Below are 14,381 nucleotides of genomic sequence, written 5' to 3'. Positions count from 1 at the left end.
GTTGCAGGAAAACGCCGAACGGTACCCAGCCCCTCTGTCGGCGCTGTCAGACATCCGCCCCGATGGTTCGTCTTCCCAGTGACCAGTGACGTCACCGTGCGGTGCCGCGCTTGGCCTTGAACGCAAAACGCCGCCATCGCACGAAGCCATGACGGCGCCTGGCAGGCCTTGGAGCGTGGCGGACTAGAAGGTCGTCCCGATGGCCATCACCACGTTGTCGTGGTCGGCCAGCACATCGTAGGGGGGGTCGCCCAGGTAATGGGCATAGGCCACCGAGGCAAAGGCGTGGCGCGCAAATTTGGCGGCCAGCCCCAGCGAGACCGTCTTGCGATCCTGGACCAGGCTGCTGTCCACCGCATAGCCGTGCACGTCCTGGCCCCAGGTCAGGCTGGGCGACAGGGTCGTGCCGCCCACCGTGTAATTGAGCTGGCCTTTGACCCGGTAACCCCAGGCCATCTTGGTGAAATACCCCCTGTTCATGCAGCCATCCGGGTTCTGCACCGCCGAGCAACTGCCATCAAAGCCCTCCGGCGAATAGCCCCAGGCGAAGCCGCGCCCGTAACGCGCCGCGTCCAGGCCGGGCAGGTTCACGTGCTGCCAGGCGGCCTCGCCGGCCAGCAAGCCGCTGCTGGCGCCGAGCATCGGTCCCAGGGTGCGCACCGCCGACAGCTGCCCCTGCCACTTGTCGAAGCGGTCATAGCCGCGCAGCAGGAAGCCTTCGGGCTGGCCCAACGTCCGCCCGCCAATCGGCCCGCCATTGCGGGTCAGCGCGGCAAACATGTCGGCGGTGTTGATCTGAACCGGCAGGTTGCCCGAATAGCTCACCTCGCCGGCGAACTTCCACGACCGGCCCTTGTGCGAGGCCGACACGCCCATCAGGTGGATGCCGTTGGGATATTCCCAGGCCTCGGTGATGCCGCTCAGGCGCTGGGACAGCGCGGCATAGGCGGCCGGCACGCCATCGGCTTCCAGCGCCGCGGCCAGCGCGGTATTGGTGATGGCGCTGTTGGGCGTGGTGGCGTTGAGGATCGGCAGGCGCGCGTTGTAGCGCATCCAGTACACGCCGATCTCGGTCGCGATCGGCTTGAGCAGGTAATGCGCCGCCACCCCGTACTGGCCGCCGTCCTTGCCGTCGATGTCGGTGCCGCGCGGCAGAATGCCGCCAGCCGTATTCATATAGCCGTCGCTGAGCCACTGGCCGGCACCGGCTGTGGTGCCGTTGATCGGATAGTAGGCGTTGGACTGCAGGCCGGCGCAGCCGTTGTCGATGCCGATGTCCGTGCCCGACCAGTAGGTGCCGCAGGGATCCAGTTCGGTGCGGCGCCAGTTCCACTGCCAGAATCCTTCGATGGACAGGCCGTTATCGAAGCTCAGCCTGTTCCATAGCATCTCGACCGGCAGCTGCGCCTCGGTGGCCGCATCGGTGCCTGGGCGGCGCAGGGAGGTGTAGTCGAACGGGTTGACCTGGTTGAAGCCGACAAAGAACAGCCCTTCGCCCCACCTGACCCGTTGCTTGCCGACCCGCGCATCCCAGTGGGCGTGGCCGCCGACATTCCAGCGGCCGTACAGATAGGCATCCAGCAACATCGCGCCGGAAAACTTGTTGGATTGCGAGAACCCGTCGTCGCTGAGTGGCGCGTTGGCCTTAAAGCCGCTGGGCTGATTGCCCTGCGGGACATCGTTGTCCTGTTGCGCGGTGTCGTACCAGGCACGCCCGCTGACGGCCAGGCCGAGGTTGCGGTACTTCAGGTCCACCCCGGTACTGATCTTGAACAGTGCCGAATACACATCGCCGGCGCCGTAGTTGAGATTGCCGTCATCGGAGGTGTCGCTGCCGTCGCCGCCCTTGGCCCGACCGTCGGAGCGGAAGCCCTTGCCCACCAGGTGCGACGAGGCACCCGTGGTGCGCACGCCCATACCGAAGGTGGCGCGCGTGGTCCAGTTCCCGGTGAGCTCGCCATCGGCAAGGCTGAAGTCGGCGGCGTGCAGGGGCGCGGCGATGGCCAGCGCCAGCGCACACAGCGGCAGGCGTGCGCGCGGGGTGAAACGGACAGCGTGGAGCATCAAACCTGACCGGCATGCCGAAAACGGCGTGCTCTATACCACCGCGCCAACCCGCTGCCGACTTTGGTTGCAGGCGTTACCGGATCAGCTGAAAACAAGCAGTTTTCGAGCACGCGCGCGCAGTGCTCACCTGGCTTACGCCGCGAGTCGTTCGCTGGATACCACATGCCGCCCAGGGCGCGCCTGCAACGCGGCATCGACCAGGGCAGTGGCGATGCATTCGGCCGGGTTGATCCGCAAACGGGCCGGCAGCAGCGGGCCGAGCATGCGCAAGGTCATTCCCGCAGCGCGTTCGACCAGACGCGACGCATGACGCTCGCCATCGATCAGTCCGGGGCGCACCAGGGTCAGGGAGACATAGCCCAGGGCGGTCAGGTCACGCTCCAGGTTGCCCTTGACCCGGTTGTAGAAGAAGCGCGACCCGGGGTCGGCGCCGGCCGCCGAGGTCAGCGCGTAGGACAGCGCCCCCCTGCCCAGCGCCTGTTGCGCCACCTGGAGCGGATAGTCGTGGTCGACGCGCGCAAAGGCGTCGCGCGAACCGGCCTGCTTCATCGTCGTGCCCAGCGTGCAGACCACGCTGTCGACCTTCCACCACTCGGCATCGCGTGGCAGGGCTTCGAAATCCACCACCGGGTTGATCAGCTTGGCATGGGCGGTGGCCAGCGGCCGGCGCGTCGGCGCGACCACGCGCTCGACCGTCTCCTCGACCAGCAGCTGGGACAGCACAAGGCTCCCCACCAATCCGGTCGCACCGACCACCATGACCTGCATCATCGCTGCGGATACCCACGCGCACCTGTCTCGTTGCTCCCCAGCCTAGCGCAGGCGTGCGCGCCGGTGCACGCGCGCGCACCGTTCAGGCGTTCACGTCGACCACCACGCGTCCGCGCACCTTGCCGGCGAACAGGTCATCGACCACGCGCGGCACCTCGGCCAGACCGACTTCCGTGGTGACCGACGCGAGCAGCGCGGGATCCAGGTCGCGTGCCAGACGCTGCCACGCGGTTTCGCGCACGGCCTGCGGGGCGTTGACCGAGTCGATGCCCGCCAGAGTGACATTGCGCAGGATGAAGGGCGCCACCGTGGTCGGCAGGTCCATGCCCTGGGCGAGGCCACAGGCGGTGACTGTGCCGCGATAGCGCGTCTGCGCCAGCACATTGGCCAGGGTGTGGCTGCCGACACTGTCAACCGCGCCGGCCCAGCGCTCGCTCTGGAGCGGCTTTCCGGCTTCACCCAGCGGACGACGGTCGATCACTTCGGCGGCGCCCAACGCCTTGAGGTGGTCGGCTTCTTCCATGCGTCCGGTGGAGGCCACCACGTGGTAGCCCAGCTTGCCCAGGATGGCGATGGCCACCGAGCCGACACCGCCATTGGCGCCGGTCACCAGGACCTCGCCGTCGCCCGGCCTGACGCCGTTGTGCTCCAGCGCCAGCACGCTCAGCATGGCTGTATAGCCGGCCGTACCGATGGCCATGGCCTGGCGCGCGTCGAAGGCCGACGGGCGATGCACCAGCCACTCACCCTTCACCCGCGCGCGCTGCGCATAGCCACCGTGGTGGGTCTGGCTCAGCGCCCAGCCGTTGAGTACCACCGGATCGCCTGGCTTGAAATCCGGGTTGGACGAATAGACCACGCTGCCTGCGAGGTCGATGCCGCCAATCAGCGGAAAGGCCTGCATGATCCTCCCCTTGCCGCTCAGCGCCAGCGCATCCTTGTAGTTGACCGTGGAGTATTCCACCGCGACGGTGACATCGCCTTCCATCAGGTCGCTGTCTTCCAGCGTCACCAGCTGCGGCTGCACGCCGCCGTCCACCTTGTCCACCTGCAATGCCTTGAATGCCATGGTCCTGGTTCCATCGTGTCGATGGCGGCCATGCTAGCCGCCATGAAGTGAGCGCTACAGAACGTACACTCGTGTGCCTCGGTATCACCGGTGATCCTGTGCCATGCGCAAGCAACCCGAGTTCAAGAGCGGCTGTACGGTCGAACTGACCCTGCACGTGATCGGTGGGGTATGGAAGCCCCTGATCCTGTTCCACCTGCTGGGCGGCAAGAAGCGCTTCATGCAACTGCAGCGCCGCGTCCCCAACGCCACCCAGCGCATGCTGACGCGACAGCTGCGCGAGCTGGAGGCCGACGGGGTGATCCGCCGCGAGGTGTTCCCTGAAGTGCCGCCACGGGTGGAGTACGAACTGACCACTTTCGGCCGCACGCTCGAACCGGTGCTACTGCTGCTGCGCGACTGGGGCGAGCAACATCGCCGGACCCTGTTGCCGGGGGACACGCCTACCGAGGACCGGACCCTGGAGCGCGGTGGCGCGGTCCGCGCGCGGGCCCGCGTACAAGAGAGTGACCCCTCGGTTGCGTCTAAGGTTGATCGGGCCTGATGGGCAGCTTCGTCAACGCGCCTGGTGCTGTTTGAGAATCGATGTCTCGTGAACAACCCATTGCCTGGCTCCGGGGCGCCGTAGGTTTGGGTCACACGCGACCGGGAGACCTCACATAACGACGACGACCGATTGCGCAGCCTCCTTCCGCTGAACAGGCCCCTCGCAGCGCGTGCATCGCATCGTCCCCATGTGGCGACTAGAATCGGACGCCTGCACGATGCAGCAGAACAGACCCATGCCAGGAACGGCAACCCGTACCGAGACCGTCATCGCCGCCACGCCTGCCCATCAGGACGTGCGCCCCCATGCAACGTGGCCGCGCCTGGCGCTGTCCAGCCTGGGCGCCTTCGTCCTCATTACCGTGATCGTGCACCTGCTGCGTCCGGACCTGGACGTGGTGGACGATCAGATGAGCCTGTACCTGATCGGCCCATGGGGCCATCTGCTGCAGGCCGCGTACTGCGTGCTCAGCGTGGGCATGCTGGCGCTGGTGCATGGACTTCAGCGCGACCTGGCCCCGATGGCGCGCAGCCGCGCCTGCCGGGGATTGTTCGTCACCGCAGCGGTGGCGTTGTGCATCACCGCCTTCGCCTGGATGGACATGCCCGAGGCCACGGTCACCCTGCAGGGCGACATCCACCACATCGCCGCGACCACCGCGTTCCTGTGCGCGACGATGGGAATCATCTGGCAGGCGCATACCTTCGGCCGCGATGCGCGCTGGCGCCGGCATCGTCGCTGGGCCCTGCCGTGGGGCGTGTTGTGCTTCGCCTCGCTGTGGGCGATGGGGGCGTGCCCGGACACCTTGAACGGCCTCGGGCAGAAAGCCGTGATCATGCTGATGCTGGGCTGGCTGGCTGCGGTGAGCCTGGTCCTGTTGGGCCACGCGCGCCGCGCGTGAACTGAGCCTCAGTGCGCGGCCGCCTTGCCGCGCGCCTTTCCCACCAGCTGGACCACGCCGAGCACAATCGCACCGGCCAGGATGCCGACCACGGCATTGGCCACCATCGACACCACGCTGCCCAACGTGCCTTCAGGCAGGATGCCTTCGATGAAGTGATGCAGCGGGCCGATGTTGTGGACCAGGATGCCGCCGCCGACCAGGAACATGGCGATCGTCCCGGCGATGGACAGGAACTTCATCAGCAGCGGCGCGGCCACCACCAGGCCACGCCCGACACTGGCCATTACTCCGCCCTTCTTCGTCAGCCACAGGCCCAGGTCGTCCAGCTTCACGATGGCGCCGACCAGGCCGTACACGCCCACCGTCATCGCCAGGGCGATCACGGTCAGCACGATCACTTGCTGCAGGAATGGCGGCGCCGGCGAGGTCGCCGTCAGCACGCCCAACGACAGCACGATGATCTCCGCCGAGAGGATGAAGTCGGTGCGGATGGCACCCTTGATCTTGTCCCGCTCGTAGGCGACCACATCCACGCTTTCATCGGCCAGCGCACGGACCTGTTCGGCATGGCGCGCAGCCTCCGCTTCCTTCGAATGCAGGAACTTGTGCGCCACCTTCTCCACGCCTTCGAAGCACAGGTAGGCGCCGCCGATCATCATCAGGTAGGGGATCGCCACCGGCAGCCAGGCGCTGATCGCCAGCGCGGCCGGCACCAGGATCGCCTTGTTGACCAGCGAGCCCTTGGCCACGCCCCACACCACCGGCAGTTCGCGATCGGCCGTAACCCCGGTCACCTGCTGCGCGTTGAGCGCCAGATCGTCACCCAGCACGCCGGCGGTCTTCTTCGCGGCGACCTTGGTCATCACCGCCACGTCGTCAAGCAGGGTGGCGATGTCGTCGAGCAGGGTGAGCAGGCTGGCTCCGGCCATGGGCGCAACTTCCAGTAGAGGGGCAGGCATTGTGCATGCGTGCGCGCCGCGCGGGGCGACCAGGCCTGCGCGTTCGGCTCACATCGCGTCCATTACGCTCGGACGCCCGTGACAGATCAGACAGGTTGCCTGCATGCAGCAGTTTCTCGGGGCGCCCCGCGCCATCGTCGACGACATCCTCACCGGCACCGCGCAGCTGATGCCCCTGCTACAGAGCACGCCAGAATCCGGCGTGCGCATCGTCCTGCGCGCGCAGCGCGATCCGGCACAGGTGGCGGTGTTGTCCGGCGGCGGATCCGGGCATGAGCCTTCGCACGCCGGCTTTGTGGGCAAGGGCATGCTCAGCGGCGCCATTGCCGGAGAGTTGTTCGCCTCGCCTGGCGTGGAAGCCGTGCTGGCCGCCATCCGCGCCTGCGCAGATGCGCCCGGCGTGCTGCTGGTGATCAAGAATTACACCGGCGACCGGCTCAATTTCGGTCTGGCGGCCGAGCGCGCCCGCGCCGAGGGGATCGACGTGGCCACGGTGCTCGTGGCCGACGACATCGCCCTGCCCGATGCCAAGCAGCCGCGTGGCCTGGCCGGCACGGTGCTGGTGCACAAGTTCGTCGGTGATCTGGCCGCGCAAGGTCTGCCACTGGCCGAGATCGCCCAGCGTGGCCAGGCTTTCGCCGACCGCCTGCTGTCCCTGGGGATGGCCCTGTCCAGCTGCACCGTGCCCGGCCAGACCCAGGGCAAGCGCTCGCCCGAATTGGGCTTGGGCATCCACAACGAGCCCGGCGCGCGTAAGGTCGACCCGCAAGGTGTCGAAGACGCCTTGGAGCTGGTGCTCGCCCCGCTGCTGGATGCAGCCGATGCCACATACGGCGCGGGCGCGCGCCTGGTCGTGATGCTCAACGACCTGGGCGGCTGTTCTACCCAGGAACTGGGCACCCTGACCCGCGGCATGCTCGCCCGTATCGGGGTGGAGCGGATCGCCCTGATGCCGCGCCCGGCCGCGCTGATGACCTCGATGGACATGCATGGCTTTTCGGTGACGCTGGCACCGGCCGATGAAGACGTGCTGGCGGCGCTGCGCGCGCCGGTCGAGACCCTGGGCTGGCCCGGCGTGGTCGAACCGCATGCGATAAAGCACTTCACCCCAGCGCTGTCGCGCCAGGGGGCCGAGCCAGGCGGTGGCCAGCGTGACGCGGCACGCGGCGCGGCGCTGGGCAGGCTGGCCGAAGTCTTGATCCAGGCCGAGGCCGAACTCGATGCGCTCGATGCCCGCACCGGCGACGGCGACGCCGGCTCCACCTTCGCCAATGGCGCCCGCGCCCTGGCCGACGCGCTTGCACAGGATCGTCTGAGCACCGGTGAGGACGCCGCGCTGGCAACCGAACTCGCCGCACTGATCGAGCACAGCATGGGCGGCTCCAGCGGCGTATTGCTGTCGATCCTGTTCACCACTGCGGCGACGACGCTGGAGCGCGGCGACGGCTGGCCGGCCGCGCTGGCCGCAGGCATTGCGCGCATGCAGGATTACGGCGGTGCGCGCGAAGGCGACCGCACCATGCTCGATGCGCTGATTCCCGCCATCCAGGCGCTCGATGGTGGCACGCTGGCCGATGCGATCAACGCAGCGCGCAGCGGCGCGGACGGCACCGCGCAGATGACCCGTGCCGGCGCCGGCAGATCGGCCGCGGTGCCCGAGGACGCGTTACGTGGCGTGGTCGACCCGGGCGCGGAAGCCGTGGCGCGCGCCTTTGCGGCCTACGCGGACTGAGGCCATCGTGACCTGCGTTCTTTCACAGGGCGCAGTCCGGCGCATGTGGCGTGCCGGTGTAATCCAGGCAATGGCGGAAGCCGGCGGGCAATCCCTTCAGTTCCCGGCTCTGCCCGGCTGCGAGCTGGAAGGCGAGCTCGGTCGCATCTGGCGGCACCTGGACCGCTGCCGGTCCGGCCACCTTGAAATAGCACGCGCCGCTTCGGCTTTGCATGCACGTGAAGCGGACGCGCTCGCCCCGCGCCACGATCCGCGCGGCATCGACCTTGACGTGGTCCAGGCTGACGGCCGACTCGATGCTCACATCGGCATGCACATGGCAGCCGCTCAGCAACAGCAGGATCGGAAACAGCACCGCCGGCGATCGCCAGCCGCGTTGGATGGAATGCAGTCGCATTGTGGGTCTCCTTGGCTTACATCGCGCGGAACAGCGGCATGAAGGTCGGGCTGACCGCGAGGACATCCGGATGCGTCTTCAGGCGCAGGCAGCCACGGCCGCCGTCCTCCCGACTGACCGATGCCACCGCGCGCAGGTTGACGATCGTGCCGCGATGGATCTGCTTGAAGTGCGCCGGATCCAGCGAAGGCAGCAGTTCGCGCAGCGGCGTACGCAACAGCGCCTCCCCCTCGCGCGTGACCACCACGGTGTACTTGTTGTCGGCGCGGAAGTACGCCACGTCTTCCACCAGGATCAGGCGCGTGTCGCGGCCGACGCTGGCGGTGAGCCAGACCAGGGGTTCGGCGACCGTGCGCGGCAGCGCACCACCCAGCTGCTGGAACAGCCCCACCAGCGCTTGCTGAGCTGGCAGCGTTGGCGCCTGGCGTGCCAGCACGCGCTGCACGGTGGCCTTCAGCCGCTCCGGAGCGATGGGTTTGAGCAGGTAATCCACCACTCCGTGTTCGAACGCATCGACGGCATACTGGTCATAGGCCGTGGTGAACACGACCTGCGTGCGATATCCGGCCTGGGCCGCGGCCGCAGCCACTTCCAGCCCCGTCAGTCCGGGCATGCGGATATCCAGGAATGCGACGTCGGGCTGAGCGCTGGCGATGGCCTCCAGCGCGTCGGCCCCATCTTCGCACTCGGCGACCACGCGCAGCTCCGGTGCGACTTGGGCCAGCTGCGCCACCAAGGCGGCACGCAGCAAAGGCTCGTCTTCGGCCACGATGCAATCAGGCACGGGACGCCTCCTCTGCGATCGGCAGGGTGGCCGCCGGCACGCTGAGCGTTGCCGCGACCCCCTTGGGGAAGTTGGAGACCACCGCCAAGGTGGCGTGTGCACCGTAGAGCAGGCGCAGGCGTTCGCGGACATTGCTCAGGCCGATTCCGGTGCCTCCCGTGCCGCCGGCAAAGCCCCGGCCATCGTCGGCCACGGTAATGGAGACCTGTCCCTCCATCACGCGCGCCAGCAGCCAGATCGTGCCGCCTCCCGACTGCGGCTCCAGCCCGTGCTTGATCGCGTTCTCGACCAGAGTCTGCAGCATCATGGCCGGCAGCGGCAGGGGGAGCAGCGCCGCAGGGACGTCGACCTGCAGGGTCAGGCGCGGCCCCATGCGGATCTTCATGATCTCCAGATAGGCGCGTGCGCGTTCCAACTCCTCGCCCAGTGTGGACCAGGCTTCTTCGCCACGCGGAAGCGAGCGCCGCAGATAGGTGATCAGATGTCCCAGCATTTCGTCGGCACGGGCGGCATCGGTCCGGGTGAGCAACTGCGCGCTGGTCAACGTGTTGTAGAGGAAATGCGGCTCGATCTGCGCATGCAGCAGGCTCAGCCGGGCCTGCGCGACTTCCTTGTCGGTCGCGATCTGGCGCGCGTTGTCCTGCTCGGCGCGCCGGCTTTCCGCAATCCGGCGGCTGATCGCCCGGCCGATCGCATCGGCATGCTCCAGATTGGCGCCGTGATCGATTTTCAGCCAGTCGGTCCAGGCGCCGCTTTCGGGTTCGCAGATCAGCGACAGGCTACTGCTTTCGGTGCCTGGCGTGATCGTCGCAAGCAGCTGGTTGCGACGAAAGCCCAACCAGGGAATCAGACTGAAGCGGCCCGGCGGCCGCTGGCGCCCGTAGGGATCCGAGTAACCCACCTTCGCCCGCACCTGCAGGCTGTCACGCGCACTCTGGATCTCCTCGACGCCCGGCAGTTCGCGTACTGCCGCGTCGACCAGGGCAAACGCCTCGCTGGCACCGAGCGGGATCTCGATCTGGCGTCGTTGGCGGTTGGCAAGGGTGACCGGATCCACGCGTCCGGTGATCAGGCGCACCCGCCGCACGTGCGAAAACGCTCCCGCACTGACATAGCCGATGAAGAGCAGCGCTGCCAGCACGACCGGCCATGCTGGTCCGTTGTCGATGAAGGGAATCGACGCATAGATGATCAGCAGCAAGACAAATGCAAGCACCCAAGCCAGCGTGATCCGCATGACAAAAAAAAGACCAGCCATCGCCCCTTCCCCAAGACATTGAATCGTGCCGCGAGGATAGACCCCCGCTCGCAGAGCCGGGACGGGTAGGCGACGAAACGCCACAACCGCCGACGAAACACCCGCGGTGGGCGCTCAATCGGACCGGAGGCGCGCAAGCGCCGGATTTGGCGCTCCCATTGAGTCGCCAAAAAGAAGAGCGGGGCCATGACTGGCCCCGCTCCAGGTCTCAAGCTCGGGAAGGCGATCAGTTCGCCAATCGATGGCTTACTGGCGGGTGCAGCGCTTCTCCACCACGCGATCGCCTTGCTGTTCCTGATGGTGCCCCTGCACCGTGCGCCCGACCGCGCCGCCAGCCACGGCGCCACCGACCGTTGCCAGCTTCTTTCCGGTCCCGCCGCCAATCTGATTGCCAAGCAGGCCGCCGACCACCGCGCCAGCGGCGGTCCCAGCGATACGGTTGGGATCCTTGCTGTTCTTCTGCACCTCGACGTTGTGGCAAACCACGCGGGTGCCATCATTGAACCGGCGTCCTTCGTCCTGCGGCCCGTAGCTCTGCGCCATCGCGGCATTGGCCGCCATCATCATTCCACCGACCAGCATGATGCGAATCGTGTTCATGCGTGTTTCCTCGCAACGGTTTGAAACGTGTGGCCATGACGCCACCCGTCCTAGCAGGGCACCGTGAAAAATCGCGGACTCTGCCCTGAACGGGGCAGGCCGTTCACACGTGGGTTCTTGATGTCTGGACGAGGTGATCGCCCTGGTTTCTTGCGCTGGCGTTATCCGCTCGCGGTGCCAGAGCGCACGACACTGCCTCGGTGCCCCTTTGAAGAGCCCCTTGTGCGGTCAAGTTCGCCGAACTGGGCGAGCATTTGGCGTCTTGTCTCCCACAAGGCAGGATGACATTCAAAAGCTAGACGCTGGATAGACGCTGCCCTTGAGTAGTCTCCTCGGGCATTTCGGCTGCACGCCTTCTCGACTTGGTCTCGACGGACGCGCTGTATTCGCAGATGCTGCTTTTCTATCTGCAGACGCGGGGTTTTCTATGGTCGGCGTGAGATTTGAACGACCGTCGGCCGGCGGCAGCACGCACTCTGGATCAGCCTTGAACCATGTTTGAAGTTTTCACGAACGTGCCTCGGCATTCTGACTTCGCCGATGTTCTGCGTTTGCTGGTTGGCGGGCCGCTTTGTACCCACGACGCAACGCTAGGCTGAAAAGTCCACCTGCGTCGCCCGGTTGGTTTCCCGTGCTGTGTCTGGCGCCGTATGTCCTGACCACGGGCGCGTTGATGGGGCAGTCGCGCAGACGAGAAGTTTCTGCGATTTGCCGAGCGGTAGGCGAAGTTCGGCGGGGCGCTGGGGATTAAGTCGCTCGGCGCCATTGGGCGTTTATCCGGTTGCGGACGGACAAAGAAAAACCCCCCAGATCTTTCGATCTGAGGGGTTTTAGGTGTAAGGCCCTGGCGATGACCTACTCTTGCATGGCTTAAGCCACACTACCATCGGCGCAACTGCGTTTCACTTCCGTGTTCGGGATGGGAACGGGTGGGACCACAGCGCTAATTTCACCAGGGAGACGGTTGGAGCGTCGCCATCCAAACAACGGATGAGGCGCACAGTCTCGCGTAGTTACTTGTGATGTAGGGAGTGTATAGATGGCATCGACGTGTTGTCGAGGCTAAGTGTGTGGTGCATCGGCGTATGCCGAAGCCACTTGAGGTTATATGGTCAAGCCGCACGGATCATTAGTATCAGTTAGCTCAACGCCTTACAGCGCTTACACACCTGACCTATCAACCACCTAGTCTTGATGGTTCCTTTAGGGGACTTGTGTCCCGGGAGATCTCATCTTGAGGCGCGCTTCCCGCTTAGATGCTTTCAGCGGTTATCGCTTCCGAACATAGCTACCCGGCAGTGCCACTGGCGTGACAACCGGAACACCAGAGGTTCGTCCACTCCGGTCCTCTCGTACTAGGAGCAGCCCCTCTCAAATCTCCAACGCCCATGGCAGATAGGGACCGAACTGTCTCACGACGTTCTGAACCCAGCTCGCGTACCACTTTAAATGGCGAACAGCCATACCCTTGGGACCGACTACAGCCCCAGGATGTGATGAGCCGACATCGAGGTGCCAAACACCGCCGTCGATATGAACTCTTGGGCGGTATCAGCCTGTTATCCCCGGAGTACCTTTTATCCGTTGAGCGATGGCCCTTCCATACAGAACCACCGGATCACTAAGACCTACTTTCGTACCTGCTTGATCCGTCGATCTTGCAGTCAAGCACGCTTATGCCTTTGCACACAGTGCGCGATGTCCGACCGCGCTGAGCGTACCTTCGTGCTCCTCCGTTACTCTTTGGGAGGAGACCGCCCCAGTCAAACTACCCACCATACATGGTCCCCGATCCGGATAACGGACCTAGGTTAGAACGTCAAGCACATCAGGGTGGTATTTCAAGGATGGCTCCACTGCAGCTAGCGCCACAGTTTCACAGCCTCCCACCTATCCTACACAGACGAACTCAACGTTCAATGTAAAGCTATAGTAAAGGTTCACGGGGTCTTTCCGTCTTGCCACGGGAACGCTGCATCTTCACAGCGATTTCAATTTCACTGAGTCTCGGGTGGAGACAGCGCCGCTGTCGTTACGCCATTCGTGCAGGTCGGAACTTACCCGACAAGGAATTTCGCTACCTTAGGACCGTTATAGTTACGGCCGCCGTTTACTGGGGCTTCGATCAAGAGCTTCGCCTTGCGGCTGACCCCATCAATTAACCTTCCAGCACCGGGCAGGCGTCACACCCTATACGTCCACTTACGTGTTTGCAGAGTGCTGTGTTTTTGATAAACAGTCGCAGCGGCCTGGTCACTTCGGCCTCCCCCAGCTATTCACCAGAAGAGGCGCACCTTCTCCCGAAGTTACGGTGCTATTTTGCCTAGTTCCTTCACCCGAGTTCTCTCAAGCGCCTGAGAATTCTCATCCTACCCACCTGTGTCGGTTTACGGTACGGTCTGTGTAAGCTGAAGCTTAGGAGCTTTTCCTGGAAGCGTGATATCAGCAGCTTCGCTCTAAAGAGCTCGTCCTTCGTCTCAACGTTGCTCCCCCGGATTTGCCAAAGGGAACCGCCTCAACGCTCTCACCAGGACAACCAACGCCTGGCCTGCCTAACCTTCTCCGTCCCTCCATCGCACTTACACGAGGTGCAGGAATATTAACCTGCTTCCCATCGACTACGGCTTTCGCCCTCGCCTTAGGGACCGACTAACCCTGCGTCGATTAACGTTGCGCAAGGAAACCTTGGGCTTTCGGCGTGCGGGCTTTTCACCCGCATTATCGTTACTCATGTCAGCATTCGCACTTCCGATACCTCCAGCAGACTTCTCAATCCACCTTCGCAGGCTTACGGAACGCTCCTCTACCGCGCACACCAAAGTGTGCACCCCAAGCTTCGGTTCACTGCTTAGCCCCGTTAAATCTTCCGCGCAGACCGACTCGACCAGTGAGCTATTACGCTTTCTTTAAAGGGTGGCTGCTTCTAAGCCAACCTCCTGGCTGTCTATGCCTTTCCACATCGTTTTCCACTTAGCAGTGAATTTGGGACCTTAGCTGTGGGTCTGGGTTGTTTCCCTTTTCACGACGGACGTTAGCACCCGCCGTGTGTCTCCCATACAGTCCGTCTTGGTATTCGGAGTTTGCAATGGTTTGCTAATCCGCGATGGACCGCTAGCCATAACAGTGCTCTACCCCCAAGAGGATACATATGAGGCGCTACCTAAATAGCTTTCGAGGAGAACCAGCTATCTCCGGGTTCGATTAGCTTTTCACTCCTAATCACAGCTCATCCCCGTCTTTTGCAACAGACGTGGGTTCGGGCCTCCAGTACCTGTTACGGCACCTTCACCCTG

At 64.7% G+C, this 14,381-nt stretch carries 10 protein-coding genes, 2 rRNA genes and 1 pseudogene (1 of these 13 running past the window's edge); 3 read left to right on the top strand and 10 right to left on the bottom strand.

Translation table 11 applies throughout. The features are described 5' to 3' along the window. Positions 1 to 183: 183 nt before the first annotated feature. The 3 genes from ACORQU_RS10040 to acuI all read right to left on the bottom strand — a co-directional run bounded on the left by ACORQU_RS10040 (position 184) and on the right by acuI (position 3,907). Complete coding sequence (locus ACORQU_RS10040) at positions 184 to 2,064, bottom strand: DUF1302 domain-containing protein (RefSeq protein WP_491641034.1); 1,881 nt, start codon at positions 2,062 to 2,064, stop codon at positions 184 to 186. 135 nt (positions 2,065 to 2,199) lie between these two features. Further along, a complete protein-coding gene (locus ACORQU_RS10035; protein ID WP_271648530.1) occupies positions 2,200 to 2,835 on the bottom strand; it encodes a Rossmann-fold NAD(P)-binding domain-containing protein in 636 nt (211 codons plus the stop codon). Between the two features lie 85 nt (positions 2,836 to 2,920). Next, entirely contained in the window at positions 2,921 to 3,907 is a 987-nt protein-coding gene (acuI, locus tag ACORQU_RS10030) for an acrylyl-CoA reductase (NADPH) (protein WP_491641033.1), read from the bottom strand. Positions 3,908 to 4,010: 103 nt separating this feature from the next. Here acuI and ACORQU_RS10025 point away from each other — a divergent pair. Next, a pseudogene (locus ACORQU_RS10025) lies at positions 4,011 to 4,325 on the top strand (winged helix-turn-helix transcriptional regulator); the annotation flags it as partial. A gap of 364 nt (positions 4,326 to 4,689) precedes the next feature. Continuing rightward, entirely contained in the window at positions 4,690 to 5,355 is a 666-nt protein-coding gene (locus ACORQU_RS10020) for a DUF998 domain-containing protein (RefSeq protein ID WP_491641032.1), read from the top strand. An 8-nt stretch (positions 5,356 to 5,363) separates the two neighbouring features. On the opposite strand, the gene ACORQU_RS10015 is transcribed toward ACORQU_RS10020, so the two are convergent. Next, positions 5,364 to 6,287, bottom strand: a complete 924-nt coding sequence (locus ACORQU_RS10015; RefSeq protein WP_491641031.1) for a DUF808 domain-containing protein — start codon at positions 6,285 to 6,287, stop codon at positions 5,364 to 5,366. Positions 6,288 to 6,420: 133 nt separating this feature from the next. Here ACORQU_RS10015 and ACORQU_RS10010 point away from each other — a divergent pair, with 133 nt between their 5' ends. Beyond that, positions 6,421 to 8,049, top strand: coding sequence for a dihydroxyacetone kinase subunit DhaK (locus ACORQU_RS10010; RefSeq protein ID WP_491641030.1), 1,629 nt, complete (start codon positions 6,421 to 6,423; stop codon positions 8,047 to 8,049). Positions 8,050 to 8,071: 22 nt separating this feature from the next. On the opposite strand, the gene ACORQU_RS10005 is transcribed toward ACORQU_RS10010, so the two are convergent. The 6 genes from ACORQU_RS10005 to ACORQU_RS09980 form a co-directional block, all read right to left on the bottom strand. Next, positions 8,072 to 8,446 carry a hypothetical protein gene (locus ACORQU_RS10005; protein ID WP_491641029.1) on the bottom strand — a complete coding sequence of 125 codons (375 nt, stop codon included), beginning with the start codon at positions 8,444 to 8,446 and terminating at the stop codon, positions 8,072 to 8,074. 16 nt (positions 8,447 to 8,462) lie between these two features. Then, on the bottom strand, positions 8,463 to 9,230 hold the full coding sequence (locus tag ACORQU_RS10000) for a LytR/AlgR family response regulator transcription factor (RefSeq protein ID WP_491641028.1): 768 nt from the start codon (positions 9,228 to 9,230) through the stop codon (positions 8,463 to 8,465). Next, positions 9,223 to 10,488, bottom strand: coding sequence for a sensor histidine kinase (locus ACORQU_RS09995; protein ID WP_491645054.1), 1,266 nt, complete (start codon positions 10,486 to 10,488; stop codon positions 9,223 to 9,225). Before ACORQU_RS09995 ends, ACORQU_RS10000 begins: the two co-directional genes overlap by 8 nt. Before the next feature lie 246 nt (positions 10,489 to 10,734). Beyond that, positions 10,735 to 11,070 carry a glycine zipper 2TM domain-containing protein gene (locus tag ACORQU_RS09990; RefSeq protein ID WP_491645052.1) on the bottom strand — a complete coding sequence of 112 codons (336 nt, stop codon included), beginning with the start codon at positions 11,068 to 11,070 and terminating at the stop codon, positions 10,735 to 10,737. An 860-nt stretch (positions 11,071 to 11,930) separates the two neighbouring features. After that, positions 11,931 to 12,045, bottom strand: a 5S ribosomal RNA gene (gene rrf, locus ACORQU_RS09985). Positions 12,046 to 12,196: 151 nt separating this feature from the next. Beyond that, positions 12,197 to 14,381: ribosomal RNA gene (locus ACORQU_RS09980) — 23S ribosomal RNA — on the bottom strand (it continues 681 nt past the right edge of the window).

It is taken from the genome of Pseudoxanthomonas sp. JC1303 (assembly GCF_058448525.1).
This window is presented reverse-complemented; position numbering and strand designations above follow the sequence as displayed.